The sequence below is a fragment of the Pseudomonas marginalis genome, from assembly GCF_900105325.1.
In the GTDB taxonomy this organism is placed as follows: Bacteria; Pseudomonadota; Gammaproteobacteria; order Pseudomonadales; family Pseudomonadaceae; genus Aquipseudomonas; species Aquipseudomonas marginalis.
On record NZ_FNSU01000003.1, the window covers coordinates 1,936,559 to 1,959,045 of the forward strand.

Here is a 22,487-nt window from a genome sequence, read left to right on the forward strand (position 1 = left end):
ACTTAAGCATGATCGAAAAAAACAACTTTCCCTTACTCGGATACAACCCAGATCTTATATCAAACTACCCCTTCATTGGATGGATTGCTTTTTTCTGTATACCCGCTCACGCGGGGGCTCTACCTGTTAGATGGGAAATCAGATGGTGGTTTTGATGAGAGCGCTATAAATCCAGCTAGTTTGACGCATACTAATCTCCATACTACAAAAAACGCCCCGAACCAGTCGGGGCGTTTTTTTATTCAACGTACAGCAACCAACCGTCAGTCAGCCAACCGCCAAGTAGTCCCACCTTTCCCATCTTCCAACACCACACCCATCGCGGTCAGTTGGTCACGGATACGGTCAGACTCCGCCCAGTCTTTACCAGCCCGAGCCGCCAGACGCGCCTGGATCAGCGCATCCACCTGCGCCGCATCCACACGCCCTTCGGCGCCGGCCTGCAGGAACTCGTCGGCTTCCATCTGCAGCACGCCCAGCACACTGGCCAGTTCTTTCAGGCGAGCCGCCAGGCCCGCCGCTGCGTCGAGATCGCTCTCGCGCAAACGGTTGATCTCGCGCACCATCTCGAACAGCACCGCACAGGCTTCCGGTGTGCCGAAGTCGTCGTTCATGACTTCGGTGAAGCGTGCCACGAAGGCTTCGCCGCCGGCCGGCGCCACGGATGGCAGGCCTTTCAACGCGTGGTAGAACCGCTCCAGGGCGCCCTTGGCGTCCTTGAGGTTGTCTTCGGAGTAGTTGATGGCGCTGCGGTAGTGGCTGGACACCAGCAGGTAACGCACCACTTCCGGGTGGTACTTTTCCAGCACGTCGCGGATGGTGAAGAAGTTGTTCAAGGACTTGGACATCTTCTCGCCATTGATGCGGATCATGCCGCAGTGCATCCAGGCGTTGGCGTAGGTCTTGCCGGTGGCGGCTTCGCTCTGGGCGATTTCGTTTTCGTGGTGCGGGAACTCGAGGTCGCTGCCGCCGCCATGAATGTCGAAGGTCTCGCCCAGGCAGCAGGTGGACATCACCGAGCATTCGATGTGCCAGCCCGGACGCCCGGCGCCCCATGGCGATTCCCAGCTCGGCTCGCCGGGCTTGGTGCCTTTCCACAGCACGAAGTCGAGCGGATCCTGCTTGGCTTCGTCGACTTCGATGCGCGCGCCGATGCGCAGGTCTTCGATTTTCTTGCGCGACAGCTTGCCATAGCCCATGAACTTGGCGACGCGGTAGTACACGTCACCGTTGCCAGGAGCGTAGGCGTAACCCTTGTCGATCAAGGTCTGGATCATGGCGTGCATGCCGGGGATGTGGTCCGTGGCACGCGGTTCCATGTCCGGCTTGAGGATGTTGAGGCGCGCCTCGTCCTCGTGCATGGCGGCGATCATGCGCTCGGTCAGCGCGTCGAACGACTCGCCGTTTTCGTTGGCACGGTTGATGATCTTGTCGTCGATGTCGGTGATGTTGCGCACGTACGTCAAGTCATAGCCGCTGAAACGCAACCAGCGGGTCACCAGGTCGAAGGCAACCATGCTGCGGCCGTGGCCGATGTGGCAGTAGTCGTACACGGTCATGCCGCACACGTACATGCGCACCTTGTTGCCATCCAGCGGCTTGAAGACTTCTTTGGTCTTGCTGAGCGTGTTGTAGATCGTTAGCACGATGTTTCCCTTAAATCACTGGCCCCACGAATCTCGCAAGGTCACGGTACGGTTGAATACCGGAGCGCCTGGTTTCGAGTCCTTGATATCCGCGCAAAAGTAGCCTTCGCGCTCGAACTGGAAACGGTCTTCCGGCTGTGCGTCGCCAAGCGATGGCTCGGCACGACAACCAGTGAGTACTTGCAGGGAATCAGGGTTGATGTTGTCGAGGAAACTCGCGCTGTCTTCAGCCTTCTCAGGGTTTGGCGAGCGGAACAGACGATCGTACAGGCGCACTTCGCACTCGATGCTGGCAGCGGCAGGCACCCAGTGGACCACGCCTTTGACCTTGCGGCCTTCAGGGTTCTTGCCCAGGGTGTCCGGATCGTACGAGCAGCGCAGCTCGACGATGTTGCCGTCGGCGTCCTTGATCGCTTCGTCCGCACGGATCACGTAGCTGCCGCGCAGGCGCACTTCGCCGTTCGGCTCCAGGCGCTTGTAGCCTTTTGGCGGCTCTTCCATGAAGTCGTCACGGTCGATGTAGATCTCGCGGGCGAATGGCAACTTGCGCACGCCCAGCTCTTCTTTCTGCGGGTGACGCGGCAGTTCGAGGTTCTCGACCTGGCCTTCGGGGTAGTTGGTGATCACGACTTTCAACGGGCGCAGCACGCACATGGCGCGCGGGGCATTGGCGTCGAGGTCCTGACGGATGCTGAATTCCAGCATGCCGAAATCGACCACGCCGTCGGAACGGTTGGTGCCGACCATGTCGCAGAAGTTGCGGATCGAGGCCGGGGTGTAGCCACGGCGACGGAAGCCCGACAGTGTGGACATGCGCGGGTCATCCCAGCCATGTACGTGCTTTTCATCCACCAGTTGCTTGAGCTTGCGCTTGCTGGTGATGGTGTAGTTCAGGTTCAGGCGGCTGAACTCGTACTGACGCGGGTGCGCCGGGACCGGCAGGCTGTCGAGGAACCATTCGTACAGCGGACGATGGCTCTCGAACTCCAGGGTGCAGATGGAGTGGGTGATGCCTTCGATGGCGTCCGACTGGCCGTGGGTGAAGTCGTAGTTCGGGTAGATGCACCACTTGTCGCCGGTCTGGTGGTGATGGGCGTGGCGGATGCGGTACATGATCGGGTCGCGCAGGTTCATGTTCGGCGAGGCCATGTCGATCTTGGCGCGCAGCACGCGGGCGCCGTCCGGGAACTCACCGGCGCGCATGCGGGCGAACCAGTCGAGGTTCTCTTCTACGGAGCGGTCGCGGAACGGGCTGTTCTTGCCCGGTTCGGTCAGCGTTCCACGGTATTCCTTGGCCTGCTCCGGGGTGAGGTCGTCGACGTAGGCCTTGCCGGCCTTGATCAGCTCGACGGCCCAGTCGAACAACTGGTCGAAGTATTTGGAGGCATAGCGCACTTCACCGGACCATTCGAAGCCCAGCCACTTGATGTCGCTTTCGATGGCGTCGATGTATTCCTGGTCTTCCTTGGCCGGGTTGGTGTCGTCGAAACGCAGGTGCGTGACGCCACCGAACTCCTGGGCCAGGCCGAAGTTCACACAGATCGACTTGGCGTGACCGATGTGCAGGTAGCCGTTGGGCTCTGGCGGGAAGCGGGTGACGATCTGCGTGTGCTTGCCCGAATCCAGGTCCGCCTGGATGATCGGGCGCAGGAAATTGACCGGGACGGCAGGTCCGGCCTTGGAATTCGAGGTAGGGTCGACAGTGGGCTTGCTCATAGGATCCTTGAACAGACAGGTTCGTGGCCGGTTGGGGCCAGATAAAACAAAGGCGATATCATAGCTGATGCTGTCAAGACACTGACAGGTCACGACCAAAAACTGCTGCTTTAATTAACCGGGCGGTAAAAAACCACCTCGAAATTCCTGCCGGGCACGCTAAACTGCGCGCCTTGGCCGCCGTTTAGCCAGACAGGTAAGGCGCCCCAGGCGTCCAAACCCACGAATTCCCTGAAAAGAGTAGTGAACATGACTCAAGTCAAACTGACCACCAACCACGGTGACATCGTCATCGAGCTGAACGCCGAGAAAGCGCCGATCACCGTCGCCAACTTCATCGAGTACGTTAAGGCCGGCCACTACGAAAACACGGTTTTCCACCGTGTGATCGGTAACTTCATGGTCCAGGGCGGCGGTTTCGAGCCTGGCATGAAAGAAAAGAAAGACAAGCGCCCAAGCATCCAGAACGAAGCGGACAACGGCCTTTCCAACGACAAGTACACCGTCGCCATGGCCCGTACCATGGAGCCGCATTCGGCCTCCGCGCAGTTCTTCATCAACGTGGCCGACAACGCCTTCCTGAACCACAGCGGCAAGAACGTACAGGGCTGGGGCTACGCCGTGTTCGGTAAAGTCACCGAAGGCCAGGACGTTGTCGACAAGATCAAAGGCGTGTCGACCACCTCCAAGGCCGGTCACCAGGACGTTCCGGTCGAAGACGTGATCGTCGAGAAAGCCGAGATCGTTGAGTGATATTACTGATTTCAGATTTGCATCTGGAAGAGGAGCGCCCGGACATTACCCGGGCGTTTCTGGATCTGCTTCACAACCGCGCCCGTGGCGCCCAGGCGTTGTACATTCTGGGGGACTTCTTTGAAGCCTGGATTGGCGACGATGGGATGACGCCCTTCCAGCGTTCGATCTGCGAGGCTCTGCGCGAGCTGAGCGACAGCGGCACCCCGATTTTTATCATGCATGGCAACCGCGACTTCCTGATCGGCAAGGCGTTCTGCAAAGCGGCAGGCGCCACCTTGCTCAAGGACCCGAGTGTCGTGCAGCTCGCAGGCGAACCCGTGCTGTTGATGCACGGCGACAGCCTCTGCACCCGCGACCTTGGCTACATGAAGCTGCGGCGCATCCTGCGTAATCCCATCGTGCTGTTTATCCTGCGTCACCTGCCGTTGCGCACCCGCCACCGGCTGGCGCGCAAGCTGCGCAGTGAAAGCCGCGCGCAAACGCGCATGAAGGCCAACGACATTGTCGATGTGACGCCCGAGGAAGTGCCGCGGGTGATGCAGCAGTTCGGCGTGCGCACCCTGGTCCACGGCCACACGCACCGCCCGGCGATCCATAAGCTGCAGATTGGCGACCAGGCGGCCAAGCGCATTGTGCTGGGGGATTGGGACAAGCAGGGCTGGGCGTTGCAGGCGGATGAGCAAGGCTTTCAGTTGGCGGCGTTTGACTTCGTCAATCCGCAGCTGGCGTTGCCTGGCGCCTGATCCTCAAACACCACTGATCCAATGTGAACAGAGATCAAAATGTGGCAGGGGGCTTGCCCTAATGCCGTTCAGTTAAGCGAAAGTGATTCACTGTAGGAGCGAGCTTGCTCGCGAAAAACGCCCAGGCAACGCGTTCATTCTCGATAAGCGCGGTGGCCCTGAGTTCTTCGCGAGCAAGCTCGCTCCTACAGTGAATCACTTTCGCTTAACTGAACGGCATTAGGGCAAGCCCCCTCCCACAATTGATTGCATTTCAGTCTTTGCCAATCAGTGGCCGGACGCTTCCGGCCCTGCCTTGGCGCCAAACGGCGGTTTGGCCAGCCACACCAGCAGCATCAACCCCATGAACATCCACCCCAGCAACGTGAAGTAATCCACGGTGGACATCATGTACGCCTGGCTGGTGAGGATCTGGTCCAGTTGCGCGTAGGCCTTGTGCCCTGCCCCACCGAGCGCCTGCAGCGCGTCGCGGGTGGCCGAGTCATAGGTGGTCATGTTCTCGCTCATGTACGCATGGTGCTGGTCCGCCCGGCGAATCCAGATCCAGGTGGTCAGCGAGGCCGCAAAGCTGCCGCCCAGGGTCCGCAGAAAGGTCGCAAGACCGGCGCCATCGGCGATCTGGTGCGGTGGCAGGTCGGACATCAGGATGCTCAAGGTCGGCATGAAGAACAGCGCCACGCCGATGCCCATGAACAGCTGCACCAGGGCGATGTGGGTGAAGTCCACCTCATTGGTGAAGCCCGCGCGCATAAAGCAGCTCAGACCAATCGCCAGGAACGCCAGGCCTGCCAGCAGGCGCAGGTCGAACTTGTGCGCGTACTTGCCCACGAACGGTGACATCAGCACCGGCAGGATGCCGATCGGCGCCACCGCCAGGCCGGCCCAGGTGGCGGTGTAGCCCATCTGAGTTTGCAGCCATTGCGGCAGGATCAGGTTGATGCCGAAGAAGCCCGCGTAGCCGAGGATCAACACAATCGTGCCGATGCGAAAGTTACGGTAGGCAAACAGCCGCAGGTTGACCACCGGGTGCTTGTCGGTCATTTCCCAGATGATGAACACCGCCAGGGCAATCACCGAAATCGCCGCGCCCACAATGATGAAGTTGGATTCGAACCAGTCCAGGTCGTTGCCCTTGTCGAGGATGATCTGCAGCGCGCCGACGCCCACGATCAGGCTCAACAGCCCGACGTAATCCATCGGCTGGTAGCTGGTGGTCACCGGGCGCTTCTTCAATTGCGCACGCACCACCATCACCGCAAAGATGCCGATGGGGACGTTGATAAAGAAGATCCACGGCCAGCTGTAACTGTCAGTGATCCAGCCGCCGAGGATCGGCCCCGCAATCGGCGCCACCACCGTGACCATCGCCAGCAACGCCAGGGCCATGCCACGCCTCGCCGGCGGGTAGACCGCGATCAGCAGTGTCTGGGTCATCGGGTACAACGGCCCGGCCACCAGGCCTTGCAGCACCCGGAAGCCGATCAATTCGGGCATCGAAGTGGAAATACCACAGAGGAACGAGGCCAGCACAAACAGCATGGTGGCCCACAGGAACAGCTTCACTTCGCCAAACCGCCGGCTCAACCAACCGGTCAGCGGCAAGGCGATGGCGTTGCTCACCGCAAACGAGGTGATCACCCAGGTGCCCTGCTCCGAACTCACGCCGAGGTTGCCGGAAATGGTCGGCAAGGCCACGTTGGCGATGGTGGTGTCGAGCACCTGCATAAAGGTCGCCAGCGACAGGCCAATGGTGGCCATCAACAGGCTGGGCGGCGTGAAGGAGGCGTTATTGCTCATCAGCGTTGCGCAGCCTTGGGCGCGGCGATGCTGTTGGCATGGATCAACTCGGTGATCATGGCGTCAGCCTCGGCCAATTGGCGGTCGTACACGTTGGTGGTGAAGGTCGCCTTCTGCGGCGCCTGTTGCGCCAACACCGGGCCGCTCTGGTCATGCAGGTCGACATTGACGACGGTGCTCAGGCCGACCCGCAGCGGGTGCTTGGCCAGTTCTTCGGCATTGATGTGGATGCGTACCGGCACCCGTTGCACGATCTTGATCCAGTTACCGGTGGCGTTCTGCGCCGGCAGCAGGGCAAACGCACTGCCGGTACCGGCGCCGAGGCTATCCACGGTGCCGCTGAATTTCACGTCGCTGCCGTAGATGTCCGACTCGATGTCCACCGGCTGGCCAATGCGCATGTCGCGCAGTTGGGTTTCCTTGAAGTTGGCGTCGATCCACAGCTGGTTCAGCGGGATCACCGCCATCAACGCCGTACCCGGCTGCACGCGCTGGCCCAGTTGCACGGTGCGCTTGGCCACGTAGCCGGTGACCGGCGCGATCAAGGTGCTGCGCGCATTGGCCAGGTAAGCCTGGCGCAGTTGCGCGGCAGCGGCCTGCACGTCCGGGTGGGACGAGATCACGGTGTCATCCACCAGCGCATTGCTGGTCTTGAGTTGCTGCTCAAGGTTGGTCAGCGCGTTTTTCGCGGCCGTCAGGCTGTCACGGGCGTGGGACAGCTCTTCCTGGGAAATCGCGCCGCCCTGGGCCAGGGTCTTGCGACGGTTGAAGTTGTCCTGGGCAGTTTGCACATCGGCTTTCTGTGCGTTGACCTGGGCTTTCATGCCATCGACGTTGCTGTACAAGCCCCGCACCTGGCGCACGGTGCGGGCCAGGTTGGCCTGGGCGCTTTGCAGGCCGACGGCGGCGTCGTTGGGGTCGAAGTTGATCAGCACCTGGCCTTCATGGACCAGGTCGCCATCGTCGGCGCCGATGCTGACCACGGTGCCGGTGACCAGCGGGGTGATTTCCACCACGTTGCCGTTCACATAGGCGTCGTCGGTGCTCTCGTTGAAGCGCCCGTAGAATTCATACCAGCCCCATACGCCCACGACACCGAGGATGACGATCAGCGCGAGGCCGATCAGCATGACCTTGCGTTTGCGTGGGTTGTTGTCTTTGGGTTGTTCTGTAGCGTTGGTGTTTTCGGCAGTGGCCATGACAAATACCTCAAATTATTCCGTGCGTGTGGCTGGGGTGGTCGACGCCACGTTGTCGGCGCTGTATCCGCCACCCAGGGCCTGCATCAATTGAATCGACAGATCGATTTGCCCGGCATTCAGGGTCGCCAGCTGACGCTGGGCCTGCAGCAATTGCTGCTCGATGCTGAGCACGTCCAGGTAGTTACCGACCCCTGAGCCGTAGCGCTGGACCACGGTGTCGTAGGACTGCTGGGCAATGTCCGTGGCGTGTTGCTGGGCCTGGATCTGCCGACCGGTTTCGCGCAGTTGCGAAAGGGTGTTGCCGATATCGCCCAAGGCCTGCACCAGGGTTTTGTTGTACTGGGCCACGGCCAGGTCGTAGTCGGCATCGCGCGCATCGAGGTCGGCGCGCAGGCGGCCGCCATCGAAGATCGGCAACGAGATCGTCGGCGCAATGTTGAAGAAGCGACTGGCCGAGCCGAACATCGCATCCCCCAGCAACGACTCGGCCCCGGCGCTCGCGCTGAGGTTGAGGTTGGGGTAGAAGCGCGTCTTGCTGGCGGCGATGTCCTTGCTCGCAGCCTCGACTCGCCAGCGCGCGGCGATCAGGTCCGGGCGGCGGCCCAGCAGCTCGGCGGGCAACACCGAAGGCACGGCGACAGCGGCGGGCTTGAGCACATTCGGACGAGCCAGTTCGCCGCCTCGGTCCGGGCCTTTGCCGAGCAATACGGCGAGTGCGATCTGGGCGCTCTGCAGTTGTTTGTCGGCATCGATCAATTGCGACTGGGAGCTGGCTTCCAGGCTTTCGGTCTGCTGGTACTGGTACTGGCTGTCGATGCCCGCAGCCAGGCGGCGCTTGCTCAGGTCGAGCATTTGCCGGGTGCGCTTGAGGTCATCGCCGGCCAGGTCGCGCACGATGTGCGCCTGGCCCAGGTCGCTGTAGGCCTTGGCCACATCGGCAGCGAGGGTCAGGCGCGCGGCCTGCTGGTCGACTTCGGCGGCGCGGGCCTGGCCCAGCGCGGCTTCCCAGGCGGCGCGCTGGCCACCCCAGAGGTCGAAGTTGTAATTGAAGCTGGCGCCGATATTACGCACGGTCGAGTAGGCATCGCCCTCGCCGCGCGGGTCCTGGTCCTTGGCCAGGCGTGAACGGCTCACGCCGGCGCTGGCATCCAGGGTCGGCATGCGTGCGGCATTCGCGGCATAGGCGGCGGCTTCGGCCTGATGGGCACGGGCGCTGGCGACTTGCATGTCGGGGCTGTTTTGCAGGGCTTCCTGGATCAGGCCGTCGAGCTGCGGGTCGCCGAGGCTTTTCCACCAGTCGGCGCTGGGCCAGGCGGCACTCGACAGGGTCACCCCGCTCAGGGATTTACCGGTCTGCAAGGTGTTGGCGTCGAGGCGCCGGCCCTGGGTGTCGAGGCCGCTGTAGTTGGCGCAACCGGCCATGCTCATGGCCACGAGCACCAGGCATAGGGCACGTGTGTTCATGCTTTACCTACCCGCTGCAGGGTGATGGGATCACCGGCAGCTATCAGAATTTTCTTGAGAATCCGTTCCAGGGTTTCCAGCTCGCCAGCCTCAAGTACGCCCGCCAGTTGGTTCAACGCCTGGGCGCCTATGTGCGGCAGCATGTCTGCCAGGCGCTGGCCGTCGGCAGTCAGCACCAACTGCACCTGGCGGCGGTCCTGCTCGGAGCGTTTGCGGTCCAGCAGGCCTTTCTGCTCGAGGCGGTCAAGCATGCGGGTCATCGAACCGCTGTCCAGGGACAGGTTGCGGCACAGCTCGGCCGGGGTGTCGACGCCGAACTGGGCCATGATGATCAGCACCTTGAACTGCGCGGCCGTGATGCCGTGGGGTTCCATGTGGGTGTCGATGATGCGGTCCTTGAGGAGCGCCGCACGGCCCAGCAACAGCCCGAGGTGGCAGTTGTGGAAGTTTTCAGGGGTGAAGTGGGGCATCGGAAGTCACCTTATTACTGCCTAGGCAGTGAATGTATGACGAGATGTTACTGCCTAGGCAGCGAAAGTCAAATGGAATAATTAGCTTGCTTGCTAATTTCACGACCGGCGGGCTGGGATGCAAACCAATGTGGGAGGAGGCTTGCCAGTCAGTTAAGGCTTTTTGTAGGAGCGAGCTTGCTCGCGAAAAACTCACAGGCGCCGCGTTCATTCAGGAAGCACGCGTTATCGTTGACGTTTTTCGCGAGCAAGCTCGCTCCTACAGGAGGCGATGTACGCTTAACTGACTGGCATTAGGGCAAGCCCCCTCCCACATTTTTTGATCGAGCAGGACTCAGAAATCGCGCTTGTAGAAGATGTCGAGGGAACTGGCCACGCCACTCGCCACTTCCAGGTACACCTTTTTGCTCAGCAGGTAGCGCAAGGCAATGGTGCTGGCCGGTTCGAACACCCCTACCCCGTAACGCAGGCTGAGTTTCTCGGTGATCTTGCCGCTGGCCACCACTGCCGTATTGTTGCCGCTGCCCTGGGTGTCGAGGTCGAAGTCGCGAATCCCCAGTTTGTTGGCAAGATCCGAGGTGACCCCGGCGCTGCCCATCAGGCCCAGGCCGAGGGCGGCCTGGGCAAGCATGTTGTTGTCTTCGCCGGTAGAGCTCAGCGGACGGCCCAGCACCAGGTAGGACAGTGCCTGTTCCTGGCTCATGGCCGGTTCCGAGAAGATCTGCGTGGTGGGCTGCTCGGCGCTGCCGCTGAGGCGGATACCGGCGACTACATCGTCGGTCTTGCGGATCGCTTCGATATCCAGGTACGGCTGGTCGAGCGGCCCGGCGAACAGCAGGCGTGCGCGGCGCACATCCAGGCGCTGGCCATAGGCGCGGTAGCGACCGTCGTTGAGCCACAGCTCGCCACGGGTGTCCATGTTGTCGCCGATGTGCACATGGCCCTGCACCTTGGCGGTGAGGCCGAAGCCCGAGAAGTTGAGCTGGTCTTCGCCCACCGCCACATCGATATCCATGGCCATGGCCATCGGCGGCTTGCCCTCTTCGGTCTGGCTGCCGACGATTACGGTGTCATCCGAGACCTTGACCGTCGAAGGCGGCAGTTCGCGCACGGTGATGTCGCCGCGCGGGATCCGCACCTTGCCGGCAATCGCCAGTTTGTCGTTCTTCAGGCTGATCTTCAGGTCCGGGGCCACTTCGAGCACCGCATAGGGCTCCACCGTGACCGGCAGTTGCGAGCCTTGCAGGCTGAGGTCCACCACCAGGGCCTGGCCCCAGTCGATCTGGCCCTTGAGGCTGCCCTGCCCGGCCTTGCCACTGCGCCATGCGCCGTTCAACTGCACACTTTCACCGGCGATCAGCGCCTGCACGTTCAGGCCTTCAAGGCTAATGGGCAGCTCCGGCCCGGAGACTTCACCGCCCACCAGGTTGACGTTACCGTTGACCTGCGGCGCCAGCAGGCCACCGGCGATCCGACCGCTGCCGTTGAGCTTGCCGCTGAGTTTCTCGACCATCGGCACAAATGGCCGCGCCACGGCGAGATCCAGACCGGTCAGGCTGAAATTGCCGCTGATCGGCTTGTTTTTCGGCAGCGGGTTGATCTGCGCCTGCAACAGCAACTCGCCGAGCTTGCCGCCACGGAAGTTCAGCTGGGTGTCGATACGTTTGGGGTTGAGGGTGGTTTCCAACTTGAGGGTGTCGTAGGGGAAATCCAGCCACTGGTCTTTGTCCTTGACGCGCAAGGTGCCGCCGCTGGCATCCACCGCGACCACGCCTTTGGGGCCGCTGTCGGGAAGGTCCAGTTGGACGTCGGCGTTGAGCTTGCCCTGCCAGGCGAAGTCCTTGGGCAGAAACGCCGCCAGGCTGTCGATGGGGAATTGCTTGAGGTGGTAGCGCAATTTGGGTTCGGGCATCAGGCGCTGGTCTTCACCGCACAGGCTGGCGGCGCCGGAGATCCAGCAGTGGGCCGCGAAGGTCAACTTGCCGTCGGCCATGTGCTCGATTTTTGCCGGCGCTTGCAGCCTCCAGTCCTGGCCACCCGCCTGCACATCACCACTGGCAAGGCGCCCGCGCCAGTTGCCTTGGTCGAGGTTGCCATCCAGGGCCAGGGCCAGTTTGACCAAGGGACCGGCCAGGTCGAGTTGAACCTTCTGGTTCCTGATGTCGCCCTGGGCGCTGGCGGTGAGCGTGCCGACCTGGGTGTCGCCGCTTTGAATGCCGCTGCCCTTGAGATCGATTTTCGCGCGCTGGGCACTGTCCAGGGTCGCGTCCAGGCTAAGGCTTTGCAGGCGATTATCGGCGAATGCCAGTTGCTGGCCCTTGAGGTCGAGTTTGCCTTGGGGCGCCTTGAGGCTGCCGGCGACGTCGAGTCGGCCATTCACCTGCCCACGCAACTGCGGCCACAGCTGGGCCAGGCGCGCCAACTTGATGTCGATCTGCCCAGCCAGGCGTTGCTGCAGGCTGCCGCTGCCGTTGATGCGGTTGTCGCCCAGGCGGATATCCAGGTTGGCCAGGGTCCATTGCTCGCCCGCGCCTTCGGCCTTGGCCGCCAGCACGGCGGTTTGCCCACGCAGGCGGCCCTTGAGGTCGAGGTCGGCGTTGAGCTTGAGTTGCTCGTGCTTGAACTCGCCCTTGCTGCGCAGCGGTCCGGCCAGGGTACCGGGCAACTCCGCCACCCAGTACGCCGGGTTCAGCGCCGACAGGTCCAACGCGGTATCCCACGCAATACCATCGGCAAATTGCAGGCTCAGGTGCCCTTCGGCCTTGCCTTGGCCGGCGGTCAGTTTCAGCTCCGGCAGGAAGATTTGCGTGAGGTCGCCACTGAATGGCGTGACCAGATTGAATTTGCCGGCCGGGCCGTCCAGGTCGGCCTTGAGGTTGCCGAGGTAGTTGCCGTCTTTGTAGGAAACCTCACCGTTGAAGGTGCGCAGCACCACCTGTGGCTCGTCGATCAGCGGGTAGAGGCGATGCCAGGGAAAGTCCAGCCAGTCAATCTTGGCCTCGGCGCTGAAGCCTTGTTGCCAGTCCAACTGCGCCGTGAGCTTGAGGCTTTGTTTGTCGCCGGCATTGAGGTCCAGGCCGGCGATCTGCGCGCCCTTGGCGTCGACCTTGCCTTGCAGCAACAGGTCCACCGGGCCTTTTTCCGCCGGCAGTACGGCCTTGCCCAGCAGTTGGTAGCCGCTGCCCAGGTCGCCCTTGGCGGTGAGGTCCAGTTGATTGAGCTGCAGGGTGTCGGGCAGATCGGCACTGGGTTTGAAGCCATCAGCGGTGATATGCACCTGGGCCGGGAGGTTGTCCGCCAGGGGTTGCAGCTCGCCCTTGAGCTTGGCCGGCAGGTAGCCGCTGCTGTCGGCGTCGAGCCTGAGGGTCTTGAGCAGGTCGCCCTCGACCTTGAGCGCCACCGTCCACGGCGCGCCGTCGGGGGCGTAGGGCAGGTTCAGATTGCCGCTGGCGGTCAGCGGCCAGTCGCCGCTGGGTTGCAACAGGCCGTTCAGGTCCAGCACCAGGCCGTCCCGTTGCAGGTGCACCGTGTCAATCTGCATGCCGGCGGCGGTCCAGTGCGCGGCCAGTTGCAGGCCCTTGAGTTGTTCGCTGCCGTTAAGCAGCAGGCTGCCGACACGAACGTCGCCCAACTGAATGGAAACGGGCAGCTTCAGGTCGGGCAATCGAATCGGCCCGCTGCTTTCTTCGGTGCTCGGCGCAACGTCCAGGCGGACTTGCTCCACATCCAGGCGATTGATGCACAGGGTCATGCGCAACAGGCACGCCGGCGACCAGTCAAACGTCGGCGCATCGAGTTCGACGCGACTGCCGTCCTGCGCCCACAACAGATGATCGGCGCGCCACTGGCCGCCCAGACGGCCGTGGAAATTCTCTACGCTCAAACCCGGTACACGCCCCAGCGCCCAGCGACTGCCCGCCTGGGTACCGACGACCGCCCACAGGGCCAGCAACAGCACGACAAGGATGGCCAACACGACCAGCCCCGCTATTTTCACACCACGCATCACAGCTCAGGTCCCATGGAAAAGTGCAATCGAACGCCGCCCGGGTCTTCCAGGGCATGGGCCAGGTCCAGGCGGATCGGCCCGACCGGCGAGACCCAGCGGATGCCGACACCCACACCGGTCTTCAAGCTGGGCAACTCCAGGGAGTTGAACGAGTTGCCCTGGTCGATAAAGGTCGCAATCCGCCATTTTTCGGCGATGGAATATTGATACTCGGCACTCAGGGCCACCATGTAGCGGCCGCCGATACGGTCGCCCCGGTCATTCTCCGGCGACAGGGTCTGGTACTCGTAGCCGCGCACACTCTGATCACCACCGGCGAAGAACCGCAGCGATGGTGGCACCGACTTGTAGCCGTTGGTGGCACTGCCGCCGACCTGGGCCCGCGCCAAGAAGCGGTGGTTGTCCCACAGGGTGGTCAGGCCCTTGACCATGGCCGTGCCGTACAGCAGGTTGGTGTCGGAGCCCAGCCCCTCCTTCGCCACCTTGCTGTCGAATTGCAGGCGGTAGCCGTTGTGGGGGTCGATGCGGTTATCACTGCGCAGGTAGGAATAACTCACACCCGGCATCACCAGGTTACTGAGGCCCGAGTCATTGCCCAGGCGGTATTCTTCGCGCTGGTATTTGAGCGAGATCACCCGGGTCCAGCCACTGGGCAACTTGCTGTGCCATTCGGGCCCGAGGGTGAGCAATTTACTCAAGGTGTCGGTGTTGGCGATTTCTTCATTCTGATAACCGCCGGCGAAACGCAGTTTATCGGTGAGCGGCGGGTCCAGCGGGATGTCGTACCACAGCCCGACGTTCTGCCGAGGCGCCGACAGTTCAGCTTCCCAGCCATAGCTGTGGCCCTGGGGATTGACCCAGTGGCGCGTCCAGTTGGCCTTGCCGCGCGGGCCGACGTCGGTGGAGAAACCCAGGCCCAGGCCCATGGTGCGTGGCTTGCGGGTCTCCAGGTTGACGGCCACCGGGATCACGTCATTGGCCGAAGCCGCAGGCGCGGCGTCGACGCGCACGCCTTCGAAAAAGCCGCTGGCTTGCAGGTTCTGGTTGAGTTCGGCGATCAGTTCGGAATCGTAGGGGGCGCCACTTTTAAACGGCACCATGCGTTGCAGCAGCTCTTCGTCAAACGGCGTATCGCCGGCAAAGCTGACCTTGCCCAAGGTGTAGCGCGGGCCGCTGTCATAGATGAGTTCGATATCGGCGACACCGGCCTGGGGGTCTACCGAGAGTTTCTGGTGAGTGAAACGCCCGCTGAAAAAGCCGTAGCGCGAGGCCTGGTTCTGGATCAGACGCTTGGCGTCTTCGTAGTGGCCGTGGTTGAGCACGGCGCCGGATTTCAGGTCGTCGCTGGCGGGCACGCGAAAGGCCTTGAGGTCCGCGGCCGGGCCGTCGACCCGAATGGTCACGTTGCGCAGATGCACCGGTTCGCCGGGGTCGATGGTGAGGATCAGGCGCGGGTTCTTGCCGCCCTTCACATCGCTTTCGATCCGGGGCTGATAGAAACCTAAAGCCTGGGCGGCTTTGCGCGCCTGCTCTTCGGCCCCACGGCTGAACCGCAGCAAGGCCTCTTCGTCACGCTCGCCCACCCCGCCGATATAGCCTTCGATGTTGGCTTTCAACGCGTCGTTTTTTGGCTTGATCCGCACGTCCAATTCGCTTTGCGCGAATGCGCCGCAGCTTATGAACAGCAGAACCAAGCCGCTGGTAAATCTTCCTGGAAACTTCATAGGCGCGGATGCTACACGAGCTGGGGAGAAACTTAGAACTCAGAGGATTCTGAAAAATTCTGCGCTAAGCCGTTGCAGCATGTAACACCTGCGGATTGGGGTGGAAAAATACGTGTTCCAGAATCGGTCCTACAGCCACTTCGCCGATCTCCTCATAGCCCTGGCGTTTGTAGAACTCCAGATAGCGCGAATTCCCCGTGTCCAACACCACACCGGACGAATGCGGGTCTTCAGCGCACCAGTTGTGTACCGCCTCCAGCAGCTGTTCACCGTAGTGCTTGCCCTGGAATTGCGGATGAATGCCCAATAGCGGTAACACATGCACCGACTCGTTGGGCAGGCAGGCCATCACCGCATAGTGGTAGTCCAGGTAGCGCCGGGTACCGCGCACGCCGGTGCTCAGCCACATGCGCAATTGCCAGGCCCAGCTTTCGGTAATCCCCAGGCGTCGCTGCGGTGGCGCGATCAGCGCGATGCCGATCAGGCGGTCGTTGACGAACAGGCCGATGGCGGGAAGTTTCTGGAAGAAATGCTGCTTGACCAGTTCGCGCACCGTGGCACGTACCCGTTGTTCATAGCCTGCGCGTTCCGCCTCGAAGATGTAGGCAAACGTCGGCTCATGCCGATAGGCCTGGTACAGCAGCGAGCGGGCTTCGCGGGAGTAGCCGCTGTTGAGCAGGCGAACTTCGCCAATGGCAGTGTCAGTCATACAGTCAATCTCCCTGGGCGCCACTCAATAGATGGCGTTCTTATGGGTACGAACCTACGCAGCACCAGTCGTTCCCAGACATTAGCAGTGCATCTGTCCTACCGCCACGCTGGCCCCCGTCCGACTTGTCCGCTAGCATCGCCCTTTTGCCAGACTGGACCGCCGACCATGAAAATCGTCTCCTTCAATATCAACGGGCTGCGCGCCCGCCCTCATCAGCTGGCGGCACTGATTGAAAAACACCAACCCGACGTGATCGGCCTGCAGGAAACCAAGGTCCACGACGACCAGTTCCCCCTGGCCGAAGTGCAGGCCCTGGGCTATCACGTGTACTACCACGGCCAAAAAGGCCACTACGGTGTAGCGCTGCTCTCGCGCAAAGAAGCCTTGAGCGTGCACAAGGGCTTTGCCAGCGATGAAGAAGACGCCCAGCGCCGCTTTATCTGGGGCACCTTCGCCGATGAAAATGGCCAGCCGGTGACCATCATGAACGGCTATTTCCCACAAGGTGAAAGCCGCGACCACCCGACCAAGTTCCCGGCCAAGCAGCGCTTCTACGCAGATTTGCAGCACCTGCTGGAAAGCCAGTTCAGCAACGACCAGGCCCTGGTGGTGATGGGCGATGTGAACATTTCCCCGGAGGACTGCGACATCGGCATCGGTGCCGACAACGCCAAGCGCTGGCTGAAAACCGGCAAGTGCAGCTTCCTGCCTGAAGAGCGCGAGTGGATGGCGCGCCTGAAGAACTGGGGCCTGGTGGACAGCTTCCGCCACCTCAACCCCGATGTGGCCGACCGTTTCAGCTGGTTCGACTACCGCAGCCGTGGGTTCGAGGATGAGCCCAAGCGTGGGCTGCGCATTGACGTGATCATGGCCTCCAATGGCTTGCTGGCGCGGGTCAAGGATGCCGGCGTGGATTACGACCTGCGGAGCTTGGAGAAACCGTCTGACCATGCGCCGATCTGGCTTGAGCTGAGCTGATCCCCTTGACTGTGTACTCGGGCCAAATGTAGGAGGGGGCTTGCCCCGATCGCGGTGTATCAGTAACAGATAGGCTGACTGTCAGTCACATTATTGAAATCCAAGTGACTTAATCTCGCGGCACTCCCTTTGGCTTGAGAAGGTGCCGGCATGATGCTGCGCGTTCTGTTCCTGTTGTGTAGCGCGTTTTCCCTCTGCGTCGTGGCTGCCCCCCTCCCCGTTCCCGACCAAGGCCCGGCTTTGCGCATCCAGGGTTCCAACACCATTGGCGCGGCGCTGGGGCCGGCGTTGGTCAAGGGGTTGATGGAGCATCAGGGCCTGCAGGCGGTGCACAGCGAACCGGCCGAGGGCGCCAATGAACAGCACGTGATCGGCAAGACACGCCAGGGCAGGACGGTGACCGTCGAGGTGGCGGCCCATGGTTCCAGCACGGGGTTTGCCGCGCTGAAAAACGCCAGCGCCGACCTGGCCGCCTCGTCCCGGCCGATAAAAGACAGCGAACTGGTGGACCTCGAACCGCTCGGCGACCTGAAAAGCCCCGAGGCCGAACAGGTGATCGCCATCGACGGCCTGGCCATTATCCTCAACCCGCGCAACCCGCTGAATACGTTGAACACCGAGCAACTGGCGCAGATTTTCAACGGCGAAATCAACACCTGGGAAGCATTGGGCGGGATCGGCGGCGCCATTCACCTGTACGCGCGGGATGATCAATCCGGCACCTATGACACCTTCAAGGACCTGGTGCTGCGCCTGCGCGGCAAGCCCCTGGCCGCGTCCGCCAAGCGCTTCGAGTCCAGCGAAGCGTTGTCCGATGCGGTGAGCCGGGATCCCCAGGGCATCGGTTTTATCGGCTTGCCTTACGTGCGCCAGGCCAAGGCGGTGGCAATTGTCGATGGCGACTCGCAACCGATGTTGCCGTTGAACAGCCTGATTGCCACCGAGGATTACCCGCTGTCACGTCGGCTGTTCTTCTACCTGCCGCCCGCCTCCAGCAACCCGTGGGCCAAGGCCCTGGTGGACTTTGCCCAGAGCAGCAAAGGCCAGGCGATTGTGGCGGCCAATGGGTTTATTGCGCAGCAGGTGCAGGCGATGACGGTGGAGCCACGCCCTTCGATGCCCGACGATTACCAGGCGATTGCCCGCGACGCCCAGCGTTTGAGCGTGAATTTTCGCTTCGAGGAAGGCAGCGCCAGCCTGGACAACAAGGCGCGCCAGGACGTGCAGCGCGTCGTGGCCTATATAAAGCGCCACAACCAACTCGACAAGCAGGTAACGCTGGTGGGATTCGGCGATGCCAAGAATGACCCGCAACGGGCCGCGCTGCTCTCGAAGCTGCGGGCGATGGCGGTACGCCGGGAGCTGGTCAAGAATGGCGTGGTATTGCGCGATATTCGCGGCTTCGGCGCACAGATGCCGGTGGCGGCGAATACGGCGGATGAGGGGCGGATCAAGAATCGGCGGGTGGAGGTTTGGGTGTACTGAGGCCTTAGCCTTGCGGTGTTCGGAATGGCCTCATCGGGGTGTAGAACCGTAGACATCGTTTACATCTGAAACCGGGGACATCGTTTACACATTTGAGGCCTGGACGCGGGTCATACCTCGTCCAAGCCTCCCCAAGGGATAATCACACAGGTACAAATCCCAAGCTTCATCTTCAGCTTCTTTGAGCCCTATCCTTTCCCCGGACAGCGCCTCGCTGATAAATACCAACTTGCCGTTCCACTTGATCGATCCGTCCTGCCTGACGCTTCGAACTTTCATTTCTGCCGGATATTCCACATCGGGCAAGCATCCTGGATAAATTCGGGTGGACGGCACATACAAGTCTCCTGGACGTTTCATGCCGAGCGCTTCGTGAGGGCGTACGTAATTAAACTCATGCCTGAAATGCTCCAGCAAAAGCTGCTGCTCGACTAAGTTTTTCCCTAAGGGCAACTCAAGTTTCAAGCTACGGTGCATTCGTTCATGGCGACCATTCTGGGCGGGTCTTCCCGGCATGGTTCGCTCGGGATAAATACCCAGCCGAATCCACCAAACTGCCAGTGTGGATATTCTTGCCAGGCCAGGAGAGGCGAACGGTACCCCGTTGTCCGAACGGATAACTTCCGGCATGCCGTACTCCTGAAAAAGCCTCTCAAAGGCCTGTTTTACAGGCTGGGTCATGATCTTGGGATGGGCCCTGCACGCTAAAATCAGACGCGACGCATGGTCTGTGACGGTCAAAGGGAAGCACATCTGAGCATTAAGCATCTTGAACTGCCCTTTGTAGTCAGCACACCACGTCTTGTTAGGTTCGTCGGCCTTTCGCATTTGTGCGTGGGAAATGCTGTGTCGGCGTTTGAAGCGCCGCTTTTTGACGAGCCCAAGTCGGTCAAGCCATTGACCGGCCGTACTTGGAGAGGGCCAGGTGACGGAGGGATCTTCCAGCCGTAATAGTTCGAGAAGCTTTTTCGGCCCCCATTTATCGTGAGCCTCCTTCATCGCGACTACACGGGCCAAAATCTCGTCGTCGGTTTTATTTGGGCTGTTGTGAGGTCGCCGGGACAGTTCGGATAAAGACCTCAAGTCGCCGTCGTGCCGGGCAATCCACTTATCGACGGTAGGTCGGCTAACGTCAAAGCGGCGTGCCAACTGGCTTTTGGTGAAGTTGCCAGAAAGCCAATCAGCTACCAGCTTGATTCTTTGATTCATGGGGGACTCTTGGTTCCAGGGCATGATCAGTTACCTCCTGATCATGCGTATTAGCCTGTAAACCATGTCCCCGGTTAGAAATGTAAACGATGTCCCCGGTTTGTACCGGGGCAAGCCCCCTCCCACATTTTGATTTGGGAATACAGTCAAAGTGTGGGAGGGGGCTTGCCCCGATTGCAGGCGGCGCGGTGTTACTGCCCGCCTCGCATCAACTCTTTAGGCACATACTTGCCGATCTCGAACTTGCCGATGGCCGCGCGGTGCACTTCGTCCGGGCCGTCGGCCAGGCGCAGTGTGCGTTGCATAGCGTACATGTAGGCCAGCGGGAAGTCGTTGGATACGCCGGCGCCGCCGTGGATCTGGATCGCGCGGTCGATCACCTTCAACGCCACGTTCGGCGCCACCACCTTGATCTGGGCGATTTCACTTTTCGCCACTTTATTGCCCACGGTGTCCATCATGTACGCCGCTTTCAAGGTCAGCAGGCGCGCCATGTCGATGTCCATGCGTGAGTCGGCGATCTTGTCGATATTGCCGCCCAGGCGCGCCAAAGGCTTGCCGAACGCGGTGCGGCTGACCGAGCGTTTGCACATCAGTTCCAGCGCGCGCTCGGCCATGCCGATGGAGCGCATGCAGTGGTGGATACGGCCCGGGCCGAGGCGGCCTTGGGCAATCTCGAAGCCTCGGCCTTCACCCAGCAGTACGTTTTCGTATGGCACGCGGACATTGTCGAACAGCACTTCGGCGTGGCCGTGGGGCGCGTCGTCGTAGCCGAACACCGGCAGCGGGCGTACGATTTTCACGCCGGGGGCGTCCACCGGCACCAGGATCATCGAGTGTTGCTGGTGGCGCGGTGCATCCGGGTTGCTCAGGCCCATGAAGATCAGGATCTTGCAGCGCGGGTCGCAGGCGCCGGAGGTCCACCATTTCTTGCCGTTGATCACCCACTCGTCGCCCTGGCGCTCGGCGCGGGCGGCCATGTTGGTGGCATCCGAGGAGGCGACATCGGGCTCGGTCATGGCGAAGGCCGAACGGATCTCACCGCGCAGCAGCGGTTCGAGCCAGCGTTGTTTCTGCTCTTCGTTGGCGTAGCGCACCAGCACTTCCATGTTGCCGGTGTCGGGGGCGGAGCAGTTGAACGGCTCCGGGCCCAGCAGCGAGCGGCCCATGATCTCGGCCAGGGGGGCGTATTCAAGGTTGGTCAGGCCGGCGCCCAGTTCGGACTCGGGCAGGAACAGGTTCCACAGGCCTTCGGCTTTCGCCCGGGCCTTCAGCTCTTCCATGATGGCGGTGGGCTGCCAGCGGTCGCCTTCGCTGACCTGGCGTTCGAACACCGGCTCGGCCGGGTAAACGTAAGCGTCCATGAACGCTGTAACACGTTCACGCAGTTCCTGAACCTTGGGCGAATAGGCGAAATCCATGAGCAGCTCCCTTCTTTGAGAGGTTGTTTAGGTCATGCAATCGATGCTAGAACAGCGTTGATAATTTACCTAGCCTATTCTCGGCGTGTATTAACATTCATCACCGATATATGATCGACGTATGAGCACGTAACAAATCGCCACCTAATAATAAGAGCGCAACCCAATGAATCTGAGCAAGGTCGACCTCAACCTCTTTATCGTCTTCGACGCGATCTACACCGAAGCCAACCTGACCCGCGCCGGGCAGATTGTCGGCATCACCCAGCCGGCGGTGTCCAACGCCCTGGCGCGCCTGCGCGAGACGTTCAACGACCCGCTGTTCGTGCGCACCGCCCAAGGCATGGTGCCCACGCCGATGGCGCAGAACATCATCGGCCCGGTGCGCAATGCGCTGTCGTTGCTGCGGGTGTCGGTGCAGGAAAGCCGCATCTTCAACCCGCAGCAGGCGGCCAAGACCTACCGCATCAGCATGACCGACCTCACCGAAGCGGTGATTCTGCCGCTGCTGTTCCAACGCCTGCGCCGCCTGGCGCCCACCGTGGTGATCGAGAGTTTCCTCTCCAAACGCCGCGAGACCACCAAGGAACTGGCAGCCGGGCGCCTGGATTTTGCCGTGGACGCGCCGCTCAACACCGACCCGCAGGTGCGCCACGTCAAGCTGATGGAAGACCGCTACGTCTGCGCCATGCGCAAGGGCCATCCCATGGCGGGCAAGGACAAGTTCACCCTGGATGACTACCTGTCGCTGACCCATATCCATATCTCCAGCCGCCGCAACGGCTTGGGCCATGTCGACCTGGCCCTGGGCAAGATAGGCATCCAGCGCAAGATCGCCCTGCGCTCCCAGCATTACCTGATGGCCTCGCAAGTGTTGCAGCAGACCGACATGGTCATGACCGTGCCCGAACGTTTCGCCCGCCGCCATGAACTGCATTGGTTCAACCTGCCGGTCAACGACGTGCCACCGGTGGAAACCCACCTGTACTGGCACGAAAGCACCGACCAGGACCCGGCTAACCGCTGGATGCGCGAGCAGATGATCGAGTTGTGCCAGCAAGTCACCGCCCATGAGAAGAAGCTGGATAAGCAACAGGCCTGAGGCTGAAGAGCGCCCCCTGTGGCAGGGGGCTTGCCCCGATGGGCTGCGCAGCG

The 22,487-nt window shown here is 61.5% G+C and carries 16 protein-coding genes; 5 read left to right on the top strand and 11 right to left on the bottom strand.

From position 1 onward, the window contains the following. Window positions 1–263: 263 nt before the first annotated feature. Both cysS and BLW22_RS18060 read right to left on the bottom strand, forming a co-directional pair. Window positions 264–1,646 (bottom strand): cysteine--tRNA ligase, encoded by a 1,383-nt coding sequence (cysS, locus tag BLW22_RS18055; RefSeq protein WP_074847192.1) that lies wholly within the window; start codon window positions 1,644–1,646, stop codon window positions 264–266. Between the two features lie 15 nt (window positions 1,647–1,661). Continuing rightward, on the bottom strand, window positions 1,662–3,362 hold the full coding sequence (locus BLW22_RS18060; protein ID WP_065927033.1) for a glutamine--tRNA ligase/YqeY domain fusion protein: 1,701 nt from the start codon (window positions 3,360–3,362) through the stop codon (window positions 1,662–1,664). A 249-nt stretch (window positions 3,363–3,611) separates the two neighbouring features. Between BLW22_RS18060 and BLW22_RS18065 the strand changes: the two genes are divergently transcribed. Both BLW22_RS18065 and lpxH read left to right on the top strand, forming a co-directional pair. After that, complete coding sequence (locus BLW22_RS18065; RefSeq protein WP_065927032.1) at window positions 3,612–4,115, top strand: peptidylprolyl isomerase; 504 nt, start codon at window positions 3,612–3,614, stop codon at window positions 4,113–4,115. Beyond that, window positions 4,112–4,861: a UDP-2,3-diacylglucosamine diphosphatase gene (gene lpxH / locus BLW22_RS18070; RefSeq protein WP_074847193.1), complete on the top strand. Its 750-nt coding sequence runs from the start codon at window positions 4,112–4,114 to the stop codon at window positions 4,859–4,861. The genes BLW22_RS18065 and lpxH overlap by 4 nt, the downstream gene beginning before the upstream one ends. A gap of 267 nt (window positions 4,862–5,128) precedes the next feature. On the opposite strand, the gene BLW22_RS18075 is transcribed toward lpxH, so the two are convergent. From BLW22_RS18075 to BLW22_RS18105, 7 genes are all read right to left on the bottom strand, one after another. After that, window positions 5,129–6,658 (bottom strand): DHA2 family efflux MFS transporter permease subunit, encoded by a 1,530-nt coding sequence (locus BLW22_RS18075; RefSeq protein WP_027606285.1) that lies wholly within the window; start codon window positions 6,656–6,658, stop codon window positions 5,129–5,131. Beyond that, window positions 6,658–7,857, bottom strand: coding sequence for an HlyD/EmrA/EmrK family protein (locus BLW22_RS18080; protein WP_065948374.1), 1,200 nt, complete (start codon window positions 7,855–7,857; stop codon window positions 6,658–6,660). Before BLW22_RS18080 ends, BLW22_RS18075 begins: the two co-directional genes overlap by 1 nt. Before the next feature lie 15 nt (window positions 7,858–7,872). After that, entirely contained in the window at window positions 7,873–9,324 is a 1,452-nt protein-coding gene (locus BLW22_RS18085; RefSeq protein ID WP_074847194.1) for an efflux transporter outer membrane subunit, read from the bottom strand. Beyond that, complete coding sequence (locus tag BLW22_RS18090) at window positions 9,321–9,794, bottom strand: MarR family winged helix-turn-helix transcriptional regulator (RefSeq protein ID WP_027606282.1); 474 nt, start codon at window positions 9,792–9,794, stop codon at window positions 9,321–9,323. Before BLW22_RS18090 ends, BLW22_RS18085 begins: the two co-directional genes overlap by 4 nt. A 334-nt stretch (window positions 9,795–10,128) precedes the next feature. After that, window positions 10,129–13,800 carry a translocation/assembly module TamB domain-containing protein gene (locus BLW22_RS18095; protein ID WP_083381377.1) on the bottom strand — a complete coding sequence of 1,224 codons (3,672 nt, stop codon included), beginning with the start codon at window positions 13,798–13,800 and terminating at the stop codon, window positions 10,129–10,131. Next, window positions 13,800–15,527 (bottom strand): autotransporter assembly complex protein TamA, encoded by a 1,728-nt coding sequence (locus BLW22_RS18100; RefSeq protein WP_074847196.1) that lies wholly within the window; start codon window positions 15,525–15,527, stop codon window positions 13,800–13,802. The genes BLW22_RS18095 and BLW22_RS18100 overlap by 1 nt, the downstream gene beginning before the upstream one ends. A gap of 64 nt (window positions 15,528–15,591) precedes the next feature. Further along, window positions 15,592–16,236: a GNAT family N-acetyltransferase gene (locus BLW22_RS18105; RefSeq protein ID WP_027606279.1), complete on the bottom strand. Its 645-nt coding sequence runs from the start codon at window positions 16,234–16,236 to the stop codon at window positions 15,592–15,594. Between the two features lie 168 nt (window positions 16,237–16,404). Between BLW22_RS18105 and xthA the strand changes: the two genes are divergently transcribed. Both xthA and BLW22_RS18115 read left to right on the top strand, forming a co-directional pair. Further along, on the top strand, window positions 16,405–17,217 hold the full coding sequence (gene xthA / locus BLW22_RS18110) for an exodeoxyribonuclease III (protein ID WP_065924116.1): 813 nt from the start codon (window positions 16,405–16,407) through the stop codon (window positions 17,215–17,217). Window positions 17,218–17,367: 150 nt separating this feature from the next. Then, window positions 17,368–18,702, top strand: a complete 1,335-nt coding sequence (locus BLW22_RS18115) for a substrate-binding domain-containing protein (protein WP_074847197.1) — start codon at window positions 17,368–17,370, stop codon at window positions 18,700–18,702. Between the two features lie 84 nt (window positions 18,703–18,786). On the opposite strand, the gene BLW22_RS18120 is transcribed toward BLW22_RS18115, so the two are convergent. Together BLW22_RS18120 and BLW22_RS18125 are read right to left on the bottom strand one after the other, a co-directional pair. After that, a complete protein-coding gene (locus tag BLW22_RS18120; protein ID WP_065924691.1) occupies window positions 18,787–19,935 on the bottom strand; it encodes an integrase core domain-containing protein in 1,149 nt (382 codons plus the stop codon). 167 nt (window positions 19,936–20,102) lie between these two features. Beyond that, window positions 20,103–21,332, bottom strand: coding sequence for an acyl-CoA dehydrogenase (locus tag BLW22_RS18125; RefSeq protein WP_074847198.1), 1,230 nt, complete (start codon window positions 21,330–21,332; stop codon window positions 20,103–20,105). A gap of 166 nt (window positions 21,333–21,498) precedes the next feature. Between BLW22_RS18125 and BLW22_RS18130 the strand changes: the two genes are divergently transcribed. Beyond that, window positions 21,499–22,434: a LysR family transcriptional regulator gene (locus tag BLW22_RS18130; RefSeq protein ID WP_074847199.1), complete on the top strand. Its 936-nt coding sequence runs from the start codon at window positions 21,499–21,501 to the stop codon at window positions 22,432–22,434. The last annotated feature ends 53 nt before the right edge of the window (window positions 22,435–22,487 follow it).